This is a genomic window from Cellulomonas sp. Y8, from assembly GCF_008033115.1.
Taxonomy (GTDB): Bacteria; Actinomycetota; Actinomycetes; order Actinomycetales; family Cellulomonadaceae; genus Cellulomonas.
This window is the reverse complement of the sequence record NZ_CP041203.1, coordinates 904,736-919,213: the sequence shown is the minus strand read 5'-3', so window position 1 is coordinate 919,213 and position 14,478 is coordinate 904,736. Positions and strand designations below refer to the sequence as shown.

16 protein-coding genes and 2 pseudogenes are annotated in these 14,478 nt (G+C 77.4%); 8 read left to right on the top strand and 10 right to left on the bottom strand.

The annotated features are described in order from the left end of the window. Positions 1-190: 190 nt before the first annotated feature. On the top strand, positions 191-916 hold the full coding sequence (locus FKM96_RS04135; protein WP_147794167.1) for a PadR family transcriptional regulator: 726 nt from the start codon (positions 191-193) through the stop codon (positions 914-916). A 25-nt stretch (positions 917-941) separates the two neighbouring features. Here FKM96_RS04135 and FKM96_RS04130 read toward each other — a convergent pair whose 3' ends face one another. The 4 genes from FKM96_RS04130 to FKM96_RS04115 all read right to left on the bottom strand — a co-directional run bounded on the left by FKM96_RS04130 (position 942) and on the right by FKM96_RS04115 (position 3,177). Further along, on the bottom strand, positions 942-1,322 hold the full coding sequence (locus FKM96_RS04130) for a VOC family protein (protein WP_147794166.1): 381 nt from the start codon (positions 1,320-1,322) through the stop codon (positions 942-944). Positions 1,323-1,395: 73 nt separating this feature from the next. Next, entirely contained in the window at positions 1,396-2,205 is an 810-nt protein-coding gene (locus FKM96_RS04125) for a YoaK family protein (protein ID WP_147794165.1), read from the bottom strand. Positions 2,206-2,341: 136 nt separating this feature from the next. Then, entirely contained in the window at positions 2,342-2,830 is a 489-nt protein-coding gene (locus tag FKM96_RS04120; protein ID WP_147794164.1) for an SRPBCC domain-containing protein, read from the bottom strand. Then, complete coding sequence (locus FKM96_RS04115; RefSeq protein WP_147794163.1) at positions 2,827-3,177, bottom strand: metalloregulator ArsR/SmtB family transcription factor; 351 nt, start codon at positions 3,175-3,177, stop codon at positions 2,827-2,829. The genes FKM96_RS04120 and FKM96_RS04115 overlap by 4 nt, the downstream gene beginning before the upstream one ends. 75 nt (positions 3,178-3,252) lie before the next feature. On the opposite strand from FKM96_RS04115, the pseudogene FKM96_RS04110 reads away from it, so the two are divergent. After that, positions 3,253-3,638: pseudogene (locus tag FKM96_RS04110) on the top strand (DUF1304 domain-containing protein). A gap of 16 nt (positions 3,639-3,654) precedes the next feature. Here the strand turns inward: FKM96_RS04110 and FKM96_RS04105 are convergent. Genes FKM96_RS04105 through FKM96_RS04095 form a run of 3 tightly spaced genes read right to left on the bottom strand, consistent with a single transcriptional unit; the run spans position 3,655 to position 6,723 of the window. Beyond that, positions 3,655-4,521, bottom strand: a complete 867-nt coding sequence (locus FKM96_RS04105; protein ID WP_147794162.1) for an ABC transporter permease — start codon at positions 4,519-4,521, stop codon at positions 3,655-3,657. Next, complete coding sequence (locus tag FKM96_RS04100) at positions 4,508-5,494, bottom strand: ABC transporter ATP-binding protein (RefSeq protein WP_147794161.1); 987 nt, start codon at positions 5,492-5,494, stop codon at positions 4,508-4,510. The genes FKM96_RS04105 and FKM96_RS04100 overlap by 14 nt, the downstream gene beginning before the upstream one ends. After that, complete coding sequence (locus FKM96_RS04095) at positions 5,491-6,723, bottom strand: hypothetical protein (protein WP_147794160.1); 1,233 nt, start codon at positions 6,721-6,723, stop codon at positions 5,491-5,493. Before FKM96_RS04095 ends, FKM96_RS04100 begins: the two co-directional genes overlap by 4 nt. Before the next feature lie 95 nt (positions 6,724-6,818). Here FKM96_RS04095 and FKM96_RS04090 point away from each other — a divergent pair, with 95 nt between their 5' ends. Both FKM96_RS04090 and FKM96_RS04085 read left to right on the top strand, forming a co-directional pair. Beyond that, positions 6,819-7,472 (top strand): response regulator transcription factor, encoded by a 654-nt coding sequence (locus FKM96_RS04090; protein ID WP_147794159.1) that lies wholly within the window; start codon positions 6,819-6,821, stop codon positions 7,470-7,472. Next, positions 7,469-8,893 (top strand): HAMP domain-containing sensor histidine kinase, encoded by a 1,425-nt coding sequence (locus tag FKM96_RS04085; RefSeq protein ID WP_147794158.1) that lies wholly within the window; start codon positions 7,469-7,471, stop codon positions 8,891-8,893. The genes FKM96_RS04090 and FKM96_RS04085 overlap by 4 nt, the downstream gene beginning before the upstream one ends. A gap of 3 nt (positions 8,894-8,896) precedes the next feature. On the opposite strand, the gene FKM96_RS04080 is transcribed toward FKM96_RS04085, so the two are convergent. Further along, positions 8,897-9,379: an NUDIX domain-containing protein gene (locus tag FKM96_RS04080; protein WP_246855194.1), complete on the bottom strand. Its 483-nt coding sequence runs from the start codon at positions 9,377-9,379 to the stop codon at positions 8,897-8,899. A 79-nt stretch (positions 9,380-9,458) separates the two neighbouring features. Here FKM96_RS04080 and FKM96_RS04075 point away from each other — a divergent pair, with 79 nt between their 5' ends. From FKM96_RS04075 to FKM96_RS21300, 3 genes and pseudogenes are all read left to right on the top strand, one after another. Beyond that, complete coding sequence (locus FKM96_RS04075) at positions 9,459-9,866, top strand: peptidase inhibitor family I36 protein (protein WP_147794156.1); 408 nt, start codon at positions 9,459-9,461, stop codon at positions 9,864-9,866. A 19-nt stretch (positions 9,867-9,885) separates the two neighbouring features. Next, entirely contained in the window at positions 9,886-10,488 is a 603-nt protein-coding gene (locus FKM96_RS04070; RefSeq protein ID WP_168216873.1) for an RNA polymerase sigma factor, read from the top strand. Further along, positions 10,485-11,492 (top strand): annotated as a pseudogene (locus FKM96_RS21300) (hypothetical protein); the annotation flags it as partial. The gene FKM96_RS04070 and the pseudogene FKM96_RS21300, both read left to right, overlap by 4 nt. Before the next feature lie 204 nt (positions 11,493-11,696). Here FKM96_RS21300 and FKM96_RS04065 read toward each other — a convergent pair. Further along, positions 11,697-12,563: an NAD(P)H-hydrate dehydratase gene (locus FKM96_RS04065; RefSeq protein WP_147794154.1), complete on the bottom strand. Its 867-nt coding sequence runs from the start codon at positions 12,561-12,563 to the stop codon at positions 11,697-11,699. Beyond that, positions 12,556-13,272 (bottom strand): histidine phosphatase family protein, encoded by a 717-nt coding sequence (locus tag FKM96_RS04060; protein ID WP_147794153.1) that lies wholly within the window; start codon positions 13,270-13,272, stop codon positions 12,556-12,558. Before FKM96_RS04060 ends, FKM96_RS04065 begins: the two co-directional genes overlap by 8 nt. Positions 13,273-13,435: 163 nt before the next feature. On the opposite strand from FKM96_RS04060, the gene adhP reads away from it, so the two are divergent. After that, positions 13,436-14,455, top strand: coding sequence for an alcohol dehydrogenase AdhP (adhP, locus tag FKM96_RS04055; protein ID WP_246855328.1), 1,020 nt, complete (start codon positions 13,436-13,438; stop codon positions 14,453-14,455). The last annotated feature ends 23 nt before the right edge of the window (positions 14,456-14,478 follow it).

Here is a 14,478-nt window from a genome sequence, read left to right as displayed (position 1 = left end):
CCCCGCCTCCCACCCTTGCCCTCCTCGCCGAGATGGCAACTCTCGGCTGTCGTCGGGGGCCCCGAGACAGCCGAGAGTTGCCATCTCGGCGGGACGGGCGACCGGGCGCGGGGCGCAGCGGGGCGCGGCGTGCCGCGCGGCGTGGACAGAGGGGTTCACAACGTGACGCTAGCGATATATCGTTAGCGTCATGCGATACAACGACACACACGATGAGTTCGAGAGCGAGGGCCGCGACGAGCGGTCCGGTCGCGGCCCGCACGGGTCGCACGAGGGGCACCGCGGGCGCGGGCGGGGGTTCGGCGGCCACGGGCCGCGCGGCTTCGGCCCGGGCGCGGGGTTCGGCCCCGGCGGAGGCTTCGGCCCCGGGGGCCCTGGGGGGTTCGGCCCGGGCGGGTTCGGCCCCGGTGGGCGGCGCGGCCGACGTCCGCGCGGAGACGTCCGCAACGCCATCCTGCTGCTGCTCGCCGAGCACCCGATGCACGGCTACCAGCTGATGGAGGCCATCGCGGAGCGCAGCGACGGCCGGTGGCGCCCGAGCCCCGGCGCCGTCTACCCGACGCTGAACCTCCTGGAGGACGAGGGCGTCGTGACGCTCACGGCCTCGGCGGGGCGCAAGCTCGCCACGCTGACCGAGGAGGGCCGCGCGCTCGTCGAGCGGGACTCGGCGTCCTGGCCCGACCCGTTCGCGACCGGCGACGCCGAGCAGGGCGTCGACCTGCGCGCCGAGGTCGGCCCGCTGCTCGAGGCCGTCCGGGCCGTCGGGCGCGGCGGCACCGAGGCGCAGCGGGTCCGCGCGGGCGAGATCCTCGCCGAGGCGCGCCGGTCGGTGTACCGCGTGCTGGCGGGCGACGACCCGGCCGCCGACCCCGCGCCGGCCCCGGACGACCCGGCGCCGGAGGGCCCGACCGCCTGACGGGTGGCCGTGCCGGGCGGGCGGGTCAGGGCCAGACGTGCGCCTGCTCGGCGAAGTCCGCCGGGTCGCTGTGCACCGGGATCACGCACAGCAGGTGGCCGCCCGGGACGCGCAGCGTCCGGCAGTCGAGCCAGCCGCCGACCTCGACGGCGCCCAGGTCCAGCAGCCGCGCCGTCTCGGCGGCGACGTCGTCGGTCTCCATGTCGAGGTGGTACCGGGCCGGGCCGCCGATCGACTGCACCGCGGCGACCAGCCCGGGGATCGGGTCCTCGAGGTGCGTGAACTGCTCCTCGTCCGGCACCGACCACGAGGCCACGCCGGTGGCGGCGGACCAGAAGCGCGCCGCGGCGGCGGCCTCGGCGTGCGGGGCGTCGATGAGCAGGGTCGAGATCCGGCTGCGGTGCACGGGCATCCTCCTCGATGTCCCGACGGACGGTAGCGCTCCCACCGCCGCGACCACCAGTCCCGGGTCGCGCCGGTCAGTCGCCGTCGGCGCCGACGCCCGCGGGCACCGGGCGAGCGGCGCCCGGTTCCGCGGCCGACGGGGCCCGGTCCGCCGGCGCGATGTCGCCGCGCGGCGCGTTCGTGCCGCCCCTCGCGGCCGCCGCGCCCGCGGCCGCCGTCCGGCGGGTGTGCGTCTCGATCGCGGCCAGCACCACGGCCAGCACCGCCGCGGCGAGCAGCGTCGCGCGCGTGCCGAGCGCGTCCGGCGCGCTCGCCACCGCGCCGATCCCCGCGCCGCCGGCGAACGCCAGCACGATCACGGCGAGGCGCAGGGCGACCACGCGCTGGGTGCGGTCGTAGCCGCTGAGCCACTCGTAGGCCGCGGTCACGAGCGTGCGCAGGTTCCCGGTGGTCATCGTCGTGCTGTAGGTGGTGTCCCGGACGAGCCGGAAGGTCGTGACCTGCAGCGCGGCGACGAACGCGACCGCCATGGTCGTCACGAGCGTGGGCACCGCGCGCGGCAGCCCCGCGACGGCGACCAGCACGGCGATCTCGGCGAGCAGCACCACGCGGGTCGGGTCGTCGAGCCCGGGCAGCCGACGGTGCGCCGCCAGCCACTCCGCCGCGACCAGGCCCAGCACGAACGCGCCGATGATCGGCAGGTAGCCCGCCGCCTGGGCCCACTGGCCCTCGGCGGCGTGGATCGCCACGAACACGACGTTGCCGGTCTGGGCGTTGGCGAACACGCCGCCGTGCGCCACGAACGTGTACGCGTCGAGGAAGCCGCCGACGACGGCGAGCGCGGCCCCGGTCGCGGGGTGCTCGGGGCGGGTGCGAACCCTCACGGCTCGCGCCGCCCCTCGGGGGTGGTGCGGGTCGGTCGCTGCCGGGTCACGCCGCTCACGCTCCCCAGTATGCGCCTAGTCGTCCCATGACTTGGTGGGACCACCGGCCCACGGCCGGCCCGCACCGCCCGCGGGCTCAGCCCTCCGCGAGCAGCGCCGGGATCTGCCCGACCGCGTCGCGCATACCCTCCTCCATCCCCATCGCGATCACCTGGGCCATCGCCTCGGCGTCCGGGAACCGCGTGGTGATGGTCATGCGCGTCCCGCCGTCGACGGGCGTGAGCTCGGTGCGCATCACGGCAGCGGGCATGGCGTCGTCCGGGTTGCCCTCGGCGTCGGAGAACCCGTCCTGGATCTCGATCGAGCGCGGCGGGTCGACCGCGAGCACCCGCCACCAGCCGTGCGCCCGCGTCCCGTCCGGGCCGGTCATGTAGTACCGCGACTCGGCGCCGGGGGTGAGGTCGTGGGCGGGGAAGGTCGCCGGCCACCCCGGAGGGCCCCACCAGCGGCCGAGCTGCTCGCCCTCGGACCACAGCCGCCACACCCGCTCGGGCGGGGCGGCGAGCTCGGTCACCACGGTGAGCGTCAGCGCGTCGGTGTCCTTGATGGTGTCCACGACGGTCATGAGTCGTCCCCTTCTCGCGTGTCCCCGAGGAGCTCCGCCATGCGGTCGATGCGGCCGCGCCAGATCTCCTCGTACCGGTCGAGCAGCCGTGCGGCCGCCCGGATGGTCGCGACGTCGGGGTGGACGACCTGCTCGCGGCCCTGCCGCTGCTTGGTCACGAGGTGCGCGCGCTCGAGCACCGCGACGTGCTTCTGCACGGCGGCGAAGCTCATCTCGTAGGAGCGCGCGAGGGCGGTCACCGACGCCTCCCGGCGCAGCACCCGCGTGACGATGTCGCGGCGGGTGGCGTCGGCCAGCGCGGCGAACACCCGGTCCACCTCGTCGGGGTCCAGCTGACGTACAACCATGTGGTTGTACGTTACGCGGGTGTGGCCCGGGTCACAAGACCCCGCTGTGGCCCGGGACGCGGCAGACTGGCCCGCATGATCGCCGCCGGACTGGTGCTCGCCGCGCTCGCGGCCCTGGTGCACGTCTACATCTTCACGCTCGAGTCGTTCACGTGGACGTCCCCCCGGACCCGCGCGACCTTCGGCACGACGCCCGAGGGCGCCGAGGCCACGAAGGAGCTCGCGTTCAACCAGGGCTTCTACAACCTGTTCCTCGCGGTGGTCGCGGGCGGCGGGGGTCGTCGCCACGGCGACCGGCGCGGACGCCGTGGGCGCGGCGCTCGCTGGCCGGCACCGGGTCGATGCTCGCGGCGGCGCTCGTGCTCGTGCTGTCGTCGCCGGACAAGGCGCGGGCGGCCGCGGTGCAGGGCGCGTTCCCGCTCCTCGCGGTCGTCGCGACGGTCGTCGGCCTGCTCGCCTGAGCCGGGGCCGACCGGCCTAGGACGTTACGTCCGCGGTGGTGAACCGCGCCCACGCGAGCGTCCCGAACACGGCCACCCACGCCGCCTGCACCGCGAGCCCCGAGCCGACGACGCCCCAGTCCACCTGCACCCGGAGGAACTCGGCGAAGTCGAACCAGTGGTGCGTCAGCAGCCCGGGGTGGATCGCGGAGAGCTGCGGCAGCGAGTCCAGGACCGTCGACACCACGGCGACCACGACCGTCGCGGCCATCGCGCCGACGGGCACCTCGGTGAGCGTCGAGAAGAACAGCCCGACCGCGACCAGCCCGGTCAGCGAGAGCCCGACGTACGCGACGATCCCGGCGACCCGGACGAGCCCCTCGCCGACGGGCACGGTGCTGCCGGACAGCAGCACCACGTCGTGCACGCCGAAGTACGCCGCCCCGATCAGCAGCCCGGTCACCGCGACCGCGAGCACCGCGGCGGCGGCGAACGCGAGCGCGGCCAGCGCCTTCACGGCCAGCAGCCGCGTCCGGGGCACGGGGACCACCAGCAGGTAGCGCAGCGTGCCGGCGGAGGCCTCGCCGGCGACGGCGTCGCCGGACGCGATGCCGATGCACAGCGGGAGCAGGAACGGCAGGCAGAGGAACAGCGCGGCGACGACCAGGAACAGCCCGTTGCCGGTGACCTGCGCCAGGAAGGCGGGGCCCTGCCCCGACAGCGCGCTGTCCCGGGTGACCAGCAGCACCGTGCCGATGACGACCGGCACCAGCGCGAGCCCCGCGAGCAGCACCAGGTTCCGGCGGCGCCCGAGCACCAGGCGCAGCTCGGACCGCAGCAGGCGGGCGAACGCGACCGGCGCGGCCGCCGCCGCCGGGGCCTCCAGCACCTCAGCGCGCGACATCGAAGCCCTCCCCGGTCAGCTCGACGAACACCTGCTCCAGGCTCGGCCGGTCGACCTCGAGGCCGACCAGGTCGACGCCCGCGTGCACGAGCGCGGCCGACACCTTCTCGGGCGGCGTCGGGCCGAGCGCCGCGGTGAGCCGCGCCGTCCCCGCCCCGCCCGGCAGCGCCCGCCCGTCGCGCGCCACGTCGGCGAGGCCCAGCCCGCGCAGGACGTCCGCGGCGGCGTCGGCCTGCGTGGAGCGGGTGGTCACGGCCAGCCGCGCCCCCTCGCGGTCCGTCAGCGCGGCCCGCTCGCCCTGGAGCAGCAGCCGGCCGCGGCTCATGATCCCGACGTGCGTGCACACCTGCTCGATCTCGGCGAGCAGGTGCGACGACACGAGCACCGTCGCGCCCCCGTCGGCGAGCTCCCGGACCAGGTGCCGCACCTCGCGGGTGCCCTGGGGGTCGAGGCCGTTGGTCGGCTCGTCCAGCACCAGCAGGTCCCGCGGCTGCAGCAGCGCGGCGGCCAGGCCGAGCCGCTGCTTCATGCCGAGCGAGTACTGCCGGTAGGGCTTGGTCGCCGCCGCCCCGAGGCCGACCCGGTCGAGCGCGGCGTCCGCGCGCCGGCGGCTGGTGCGCGGGTCGGCGGTGGCGTCCCCGGCGTCGAGGCGCGCCAGGTTGGCCCGCCCGGACAGGTACGGGTGGAACGCGGGCCCCTCGACGAGCGCGCCGACCCGCGGCAGCACCCTCGCGGCCTCCTCCGGCATCGCGGCGCCGAGCAGCCAGGCGCGCCCGGCCGTCGGGTGGGCGAGGCCGAGCAGCATGCGGATCGTGGTCGTCTTCCCGGACCCGTTCGGCCCGAGGAACCCGTACACGGCGCCGCGGGGCACCTCGAGGTCCAGGCCGTCGACGGCGACCTGGCCGCTCCGGAACCGCTTGGTCAGGCCGGCGGTCCGGACGGCCAGGTCGCCGTCGTGGTGCGCGTCGCTCATGCCGCGGCGCGCAGGGCGTCCGCCGGCACCGAGCCGACCAGCACCCGGCCGTCGTCGGTGATCAGCACCGACAGCAGGGTCGAGCTGAGCAGCCGGCCCTCGGGGACCGCGGTGGTGAGCTGGTCGTAGAGCGCCGTGGTGTCGAGCGACGGGCGCCCGGGGGTGCCGTCCTCGTCGCTCGGGACGAACTGCTGCACGAGGTCCTGCGCCTCCTCGGAGCCGAGCACGCGCTCCGCGCCGGGGACCGTGGCGAGCGAGGCGGCGTCCCCGCCGACCAGGCCCGCGACGTCGACGTCGCTCAGCGTGACGACGGTCGACCAGCCGGAGCCGACGACTGCGACGCCGTCGGGGAGCGGCGGGACGGTCCCGGGGTCGGCGGCGCCCTCCGGCACCTCCGGCAGCGGCACGACCACGTCCTCGGTGGCGGCGCCGGCGGGGGCGGAGAACGCCAGCACGGAGTCGTCGGGCGCCGTGAACTGCACGTCGGTGAACCCGACCTCGAGCGAGGGGGCCGCGCCGTCGGAGGTCGACCAGGTCTGGACCCGCAGCGGCTGGGCGGTCTCGGCATCCACCGCGACGACGACCCGGGACACGAGCGTCCCGTCGTCGGTGGGGCTCACCACGAGCTGGTAGGCGTCCCGGCCGGCGACCGTCGTCGGGCTGTCGACGGTGACGTCGGCGTCCTGCTCGGCGAGCGCCAGCACCTGCGCGGCGGCCGCCTCAGGGGTGGGCAGATCGGCGGCTCCGGCCGCGGCGGCCCGGTCCGCGAGCGCCTGGTACCGGGCGACGTCGGCGGGGTCGAGCGTGTAGTGCGTGACCGCGTCGTCGGTCGACGAGTAGGTCCACGCCTCGGCGCCGTCGTGCACCACCGAGTACTCCGAGGTCGCGCCGAGCAGCGAGACCCGGGACCGCTCCGCGCCGTCGGACCACACCCGCAGCGTGGACGAGCCGCCCAGCAGGTTGAGCGGGTCCGCGCCGGTCATCTCCGCCGGCAGCTCGGGCAGGCCCAGGCGCGCGGTGTAGACGACGGTGCCCTGGACGGGCGTCGGCTCGGCGTCGGCGACCCTGCTCAGCAGCTCCTGCGGGGTGAGCGCCGGCAGGTCGGCGTCGCCCGAGGAGGCGAGCGCCGGGACGCCGACCGCGGCGGCCACCGCCACGGCGACGACCCCGGGCACGGCCCAGCGGGCGCGGGGGGAGAGGGTGCGGCGGGGGCGCTCGGTGTCGGCCATGCCCCCACTGTGCGCCACCCGGCCTGAGGCGGCGCTGAGAACGCCGCCACCCGTCGGGGGCGGCCGTGCGGCGCCCGCGGTGCGATGCTGCGGGGGTGCGGGTGCTGGTGGTGGACGACGAGCGCGGGCTGGTGGACGCCCTGCGCCGCGGGCTGACGGCCGAGGGGTTCGCGGTCGACGTGGCCTACGACGGCGCCGCGGGGCTCGACCTCGCGACCGACCGCGACTACGACGCGATCGTGCTCGACGTGATGCTGCCGCGGCGCAACGGCTACGACGTCGTCACCGGCCTGCGCGCCGCCGGGGTGACCACGCCGGTGCTGCTGCTGAGCGCGAAGGACGGGGAGCACGACGTCGCGGACGGGCTGGACGTCGGGGCCGACGACTACCTGACCAAGCCGTTCTCGTTCGTCGTGCTCGTCGCGCGGATCCGGGCGCTGCTGCGCCGGCCGCCGCAGGTGCGGCCCGCGGTGCTGGCGGTCGGCGACCTGGTGCTCGACCCCGCCGCGCGCACCGTGACCCGGGGCGGGGAGCAGGTCGACCTCACGGCGCGGGAGCTGGCGCTGCTCGAGTACCTGATGCGGCACGCGGACCGGGTCGTCGGGAAGGTCGAGCTGCGGGACCACGTCTGGGACGGGCCGGGCGAGGACGGCAACGTCGTCGAGGTGTACGTGGGGTACCTGCGCCGCAAGCTCGGGCGGGAGGCGATCGCCACGGTCCGCGGCGCGGGCTACCGGGTCGCGGGGTGAGCGGCAGCCGGCCGCGCCGGGTCCGGTGGTCGCTGCGCGCCCGGCTCACGGTGCTCACCGCGGGGCTGCTGTGCGCCGCGCTCGTGGTCGGGGCGGTCGTGCTCAGCACCGTGCTGTCCCGCGGGCGGGTGGCGGCGCTCGACGAGGTGGTGCGGGCGCGGGCGGAGACCGTGGCGGCGCTGGTGGCGAGCGACCAGGTCCCCGAGGCGCTGCCCGTGGCCGAGCCGGGGGAGATCGTCCAGGTGCTCGATTCCGGCGGCCGGGTCGTCGCCACGTCGCCGACCGCCAGCCGGACCCTGCCGGTGCTCGCCGGGGAGGCGCTGGCGGACCTGGGGGCGCGGGCCGCGGCGGCGCCGGGTGAGCCGGTGGTCGGCGGGACCGAGGCGTCCGCGTACGACCGCGCGGCCCGGGTGGCGGTGGTCGCGCCCGCCGGTGCCCCCGACGGGACGGTGGTGGTCGCGACGGTGCCGGTCGCCGAGGTCCAAGGGCTGGTCCGGGCGCTGCGCCTGGCGCTCGCCGGCGTGGTGCCGGTGCTGACCGCGCTGTTCGCGGCGGCGATCTGGGTGGCCCTCGGGCGCGCGCTGCGGCCGGTCGAGCGCCTGCGGTCCGCGGCGGCGCAGGTGGCGCGGGTCGGCGGACCCGGCTCGCTGCCGGACCCCGGCACCGACGACGAGGTCGGCGCGCTGGCCCGGACGCTCAACGAGATGCTGGACCGGCTCGAGGAGGCGGCCGGCCGGCAGCGCGCGTTCGTCGCGGACGCCGCGCACGAGCTGCGCACCCCGCTGGCGGCGCTGCGGGCCCAGCTCGAGGTGGCCGGCACGCACCCGGAGGCCTACGCGCCCGGGGAGCTCGTCGAGGGCCTCGGCGACCAGGTGCGGCGGATGCAGGCGCTGGTCGACGACCTGCTGCTGCTCGCGCGCCTCGGGTCGCGCCCGGTGCCGGACGCCGACGTGGACCTCGGGGAGGTCGCGCGGGAGGCGGCGGCGCTGGCGGCGGCCGGGGCCGGGGCTGGGGCTGCGGACGCGCAGGGTGCGCCCGCGGCGGCCGGCGCGCCGGCGCGGCCCGTGGCGCTCGAGGTCGTCGGCGCGGGGCGGGCGCGCGGGGACGCGGCGGCGCTGGGCCGGGTGGTCCGCAACCTCGTCGACAACGCGATCGGGCACGCCGCGGGGTCGGTGCGCGTCGAGGTCGCCGACGGGCTGGTGGCCGTCGTCGACGACGGCCCGGGGGTCGCCGCACCCGACCGGGAGCGGGCGTTCGCGCGGTTCGTGCGCCTGGACGCGGCGCGGGCGCGGCCCGGTGGCGGCAGCGGGCTCGGGCTGGCGATCGCCCGGGAGGTCGCGCGCGAGCACGGGGGCGACGTGGTGCTGGCCGACCGGCCCGACGGCGCGCCCGGCCTGCGGGCGGAGCTGCGGCTGCCCTGACGCTCAGGACGGCAGCGACACGACCGCCGGCAGGCCGCCGTCGCGGACGCCGTCGAGGACCAGCCGCTCGTGCGGCACGACGAGCTCGGGGAGCGCGCCGAGGGGGAACCAGCGCATCTCGACCGCCTTGTCCGGCTCGGCGACGGCCGGGTCGCCGGACCAGCGCCGCGCGACGAAGAACCAGTCGCAGCGCTGCTCGACCTGCGGGCCGCCCCGCTCGAACCGGTGCAGCGACGTCACGGGCTCGAGGTCCGCCGGGTCGATGCGCACGCCGGCCTCCTCCGCCGCCTCGCGCACCGCCGCCTCGTGGACGGACTCGCCCGGGTCGACGTGCCCGGCGAGCGTCACCCACCGGCCGTCCATGTACCCGGTGCCGTGGCGGAGCTGCAGCAGCACCTCGTCCCCGCGGAGCAGGAGCACGTAGGCGGCGGCGACGAGCAGCGAGCGGTGGCCCAGGTGGTCGTCGGGTGCGTAGCGGTCGGTCACGGGGCCCGACTCTGCCATGTGCGGCTGCGTGTGACGCATCTCACAGGCCGCACGTGTGACGGGCTCGGAGCATGGCGGGATGACACCCCATGTGCAGCCCACCACCGCCCGTCGCCTCCGCGCCGCCCTCGTCGGCGCCGCCGTCCTCGCCCTGTCCGCGTTCGCCGCCCCCGCGAACGCGGCGGACGACGACCCGGGGCCCGTGGAGGTGACGGGGTACAGCGCGAGCCAGTGCGGGGCCGGGCGGTTCTGCCTCTGGAGCGGCACCGGGTACTCGGGCACGTTCTGGTCCACCGGGACGTCCGGTCTGCAGGCCACGTCGATGGCGAGCGCCGGCTCCGTCTGGAACCGGATGGCCGTGGACGTGCGCACCTACTCCGGGTCGGGTGGCACCGGCGGCGTCACCTGCTGGAACGCCGGGGCGCAGACGCCGACGACGTCCGTGGGCAGCCTCTCGGTCCGTACGATGACTGCGACGACATGCTGACGAGCGACCTGAGGACGGCGTGGGGGCAGGGGGCGACGAGGGCGCGGACGGCGCCCTCGCGGGTGACGGCGACGCCGAGGCGTTCGCCGCTGCCTACCGCCTGCTCGCGCCCCAGGTCCGCGGGTACGCCCGCCGGCAGGTCCCGGACGACCTCGTCGAGGACGTGGTCGCGGAGACCTTCCTGGTGCTGTGGCGTCGGTGGGCCGACGCGCCCGTGCCCGCCGCCGAGCTCCGGCCCTGGGTGTTCGGCGTCGCCCGCAACAAGGTCAAGCACGTCCACGAGCAGCGCGGCCGGCAGCTCCGTACCGTCGCCGGGGCCGCGGCGGCCGAGCCCACCCGGGCGCCGGTCGCGGACCCGTCGGACCGGCTCGCCGGCGACGACCTGGCCCGGTGGCTGCTCGCCCAGCTGCCGCCGGCCGAGGGCGAGGCGATGTCCCTGACCGTGTGGGCCGGGCTCACGCCGAGCGAGGCGGCCGAGGTGCTCGGCTGCTCGCTCACCGCGCTCACCTCGCGGCTGTCCCGGGCCCGCGCCCGGCTGGCCGCGGTGCTCGACGGCACGACGCACGACGGCACGACGGACGGCACGACGCACACCTCAGGACCCGGGGGGAGGGACCGATGACCGACGACGACCGCGACGCCGAGCTCCGCGGCGCCCTCGCCGAGGCGGACGCGCTGCGCGCGCTGCTGGCCGCGCACGACGTCGGCGCGCCGGCCCCGGTCGCCCACCGCGGCGACGAGGACCTGCTGGCCCGCATCCTGGCGACGGGCCCGTCCGCACCGGTCGGCGCCGACGGCGACGCCGGGCCGGCCCCGGCCCCGGTCGTCCCCCTGCGCGCCTCCCGCCGCGCCGACCGCGCCCCGCGTCGCGTGCGCCGGTGGGTCGCCGCCGCGGCGGGCGTCGCCGCGGCCGCGGTGGGCGGCACCGTGCTCGCCCTGCTCCCGCTGCACGACCCGCCGGCCGCGGTCGCGAGCGGGTCCCCGCCGATGCTCGCCTACCCCGTCACCCCCGAGGAGCTGGCGGCGGGCGGCGGCGAGCCGGCGCGCGACACGCTGCTCGCGCTCGCGGACGCCGCGGCCGCCCACCCCGACCCCGAGCCGGCCGGCGACGTGCAGCACGTGCTGGCGCAGGCCTGGTACCTCAGCACGGTCGTCGGCGGGGACGGCACCGCGACGTCGACGGTCGACCCGGTGGTCCGGCAGACCTGGTTGAGCCCGGACGGGTCGCTCGTCGCGACGGAGTGGCGCGGGCAGCACCTCGGAGAGGACGGGCTGCTCGCCGCGATCGACACCACGCCGGCGGACGCGGCGGTGGACCGGATCCCCGCGGGGACGTTCGACCCCGGGCTCTTCACCGCGATGTCCGACGACCCGGCCACGCTGCGCGCCGAGCTCCTCGAGGCGGCCGGCGGCGCCGCGATCGGCTGCGGCCCCGACACGACCTCCGCGGCGTGGTGCCTCTACCAGGCCGCCGCGATCGTGTCCGACGGGTACGTCCTGCCCTCGGCGTTCGAGTCGACGCTGTGGACGGTCCTGGCCGACGAGCCGGGCGTGACGCTCGCCGGCGAGGTGACCGACCGGACCGGGCGGCGCGCCGTGGCGCTCGGTGTCCCCGGCGGACCGCCGACCGGGATCGAGGCGGTGCAGGTGCTCCTCGTCGACGCGGGCACCGGGCGGATGTCCGGGCACGAGGAGGTCACGCTGCGCTCGGAGCCGGCCGGCATCGACGAGCCCACCGTGACCCAGTTCCGGTACGTCGTCGGCGCGGACCTCGTCGCCGAGCCGGGTGGCGGCCCGCCGGGCGACGGTGCCGCGCCGGACGCCGCGCCGTCAGGCCTGCAGCTCGACGAGGACGGCCGGGACCTCGTCCGCCAGCTCGCGCGCCAGGTAGCCCAGCGGTCCGATGCGGGCGGCCAGGCGGTCGCCGGCGGACCCGTGGACGGCGGTGCCCCAGCAGGCGGCCTGCTCGGGAGGGGCGCCGCCGGCGAGGAGTCCCGCGACGGCCCCCGCCAGCACGTCGCCGCTGCCTGACGTCCCGAGCCCGGGGTAGCCGGTCGCCGACGTCCATCGTCGCCCGTCCGGGTGCGCGATCGTCCCGGCGCAGCTCACGACCGCGCCCCACCGCTCGGCCACCCGGACCGCCGCGTCGTCCGGGTCGACGTCGTCGACCCCCAGCAGCCGCGCCGCCTCGGTCGTGTTCGGGGTGAGGACGGTGCGGCCCTCCGGCAGCGCGACCTCGTCCCGCAGCCCCGGCAGCACGCCGAGCGCGAAGGCGTCGAGCAGCACGGCCGCGTCCCGGCCGGCGAGGGCGTCGAGCACCGACCGCACCAGGGCCGCGGCGCCCTCGGGCTCGTCCAGCCCGGGGCCCACGACGACGGCGTCGGCGCGCTCGAGCTCCGCGGCCAGGTGCGGCGGCGTCGCGCCGGTCGGCGAGCCGTCGGCGTCCTCCGGCAGGGCCAGCACGCCGGCCTCGGGCGTGGCCACCGCGAGCGGCGCCGCGACGGACTCGGCCACCGCGAGCGTCAACCGCCCGGCGCCGATGCGGAGCGCGGTCAGGCCGGCGAGCGCGGCGGCGCCCGGGGTGCGGCGGGCACCGCCGACGACGAGCACGCCGCCGCGGACGTCCTTGGCCCCGTCGCGCGCCGGCAGCGGCCAGCCGCGCAGCAGCGCCGGGGTGAGGGCGGGCGCGTCACTCATCGCCCTGCCCCGGGTGCTCGGTGACCTCGGCGCCGCCGAGGTGCGCGACGTCGTCGACGACCTCGGCGCGCCACCCGTCCGGGCCGCCGACCAGGACCGTCACGGACGCGTTCCGGACGCTGTGCTCGGCGACCTGCGCCATCAGCTCGTCCTCGGTGAGGCCCTCGCAGACGTAGCGCAGCAGCCAGATGACGGCGTCGTGGCAGACGACCAGCACGCGCCGGCCCGCCTCGCGCCGCTCGATGTCCGCGACGGCCGAGCGGAGCCGCAGCGCGACGTCGGCCCAGGACTCGCCGCCGGGCGGCCGGAAGTACATCTTCCCGAGGCGGTCGCGGCGGGCGGCCTCGTCGGGGAACCGCGCGTCGACGCCGTGGCTGGTGAGGCCGTCGAGGATGCCGAGCTCCCGGTCCCGCAGCCGCTCGTCGACGACCGTGCGCAGCGGCAGACCGGCCTTCTCGAGCGCCAGCTCGGCGGTGCGCCGGGCCCGGACGTACGGCGACACCCAGAGGACCTCGGGGGCCTCATCGGGCGGCAGCGTGGCGAGGTGGGCGCCGAGTGCGCGGGCCTGCTCCTCCCCGGTGCCGGACAGCGGGGTGTCGGCGTCGCGCCAGGGCACGCCGACGGTCTCGGCACCGGAGCGCTCCGCGCGGGTCGCGGCGACGTTGCCCTCGCTCTCCCCGTGGCGGACGAGCACGAGTCTGCTGGTCATGACCCCACCGTCGCAGGACGCCTCGCGGGCCGCATCCGGACGCGGTCGGTCCCGGCGGTGGGCCCTCGGTCCCTGCCGGAGCACCGGGCGGCGGCGATACGTTCTCGTGACAGCGTTCACAAGGTGGTGGGCGCGTGGCGTGAGGAGAGCTGCTGTGCCCGAGATGATGAAGGCCGCGGTCGTCCGCGACCTCGGCGCCCCGCTGGTCGTCGAGGAGCGCCCGGTGCCGGTGCCGGGGCCGGGCGAGGCGCTGGTCCGGGTCGACTACTCCGGCGTGTGCCACACCGACCTGCACGCCGCGCGCGGCGACTGGCCCGTGAAGCCGTCGCCGCCGTTCGTGCCCGGGCACGAGGGGGCGGGTCGCGTGGTCGCGGTCGGCTCCGAGGTGCGCGGCGTCCGCGAGGGCGACCGGCTCGGCAACGCCTGGCTGGCGACGGCCTGCGGGACGTGCCGGGACTGCCTGCGCGGCTGGGAGACGCTGTGCACCGGGCAGCAGAACTCCGGGTACTCGGTCGACGGCTCGTTCGCCGAGTACATGCTCGTCGACGCGCGGTACGCGCCGCGGATCCCCGAGGGGGTCGACGCGGCCGGCGTCACCGCCGTGCTGTGCGCGGGCGTCACGGTCTACAAGGGCCTCAAGGTCGCCGACGCGAAGCCGGGGGACTGGGTGGTGGTCTCCGGGATCGGCGGTCTCGGGCACATGGCGATCCAGTACGCCGCCGCGATGGGCTACCGGGTGATCGCCGTGACGGGCTCGGAGGCCAAGCGCGCGTCCGCGCTGGAGTACGGCGCCGAGCTCGTGGTCAACCACCGCGACGGCGACCCGGGCGAGGCGGTGCACGACCTGGTCGGCGGCGCGCACGCGGCGCTGGTGACGGCGGTCAGCGAGTCGACGTTCCCGCAGGCGCTGTCGATGCTGCGCCGCGGCGGGACGGTGTCGCTGGTCGGGCTGCCGCCGGGCACCTTCCCGCTGTCGATCTTCGACACCGTGCTGCGGGGGCTGACCGTGCGCGGGTCGATCGTCGGCACCCGGCTCGACATGCAGGAGGCCGTCGACCTCTACGCCCGCGGGCTCGTGCGCACCAAGTACGAGCTGCGGCCGCTCGACGCGGTGAACGACGTCTTCACGCGGATGGAGACCGGCACGATCGACGGGCGGGTGGTCCTCGACACGGGGCTGTGACCGGCTGTGACACGATGTGATCG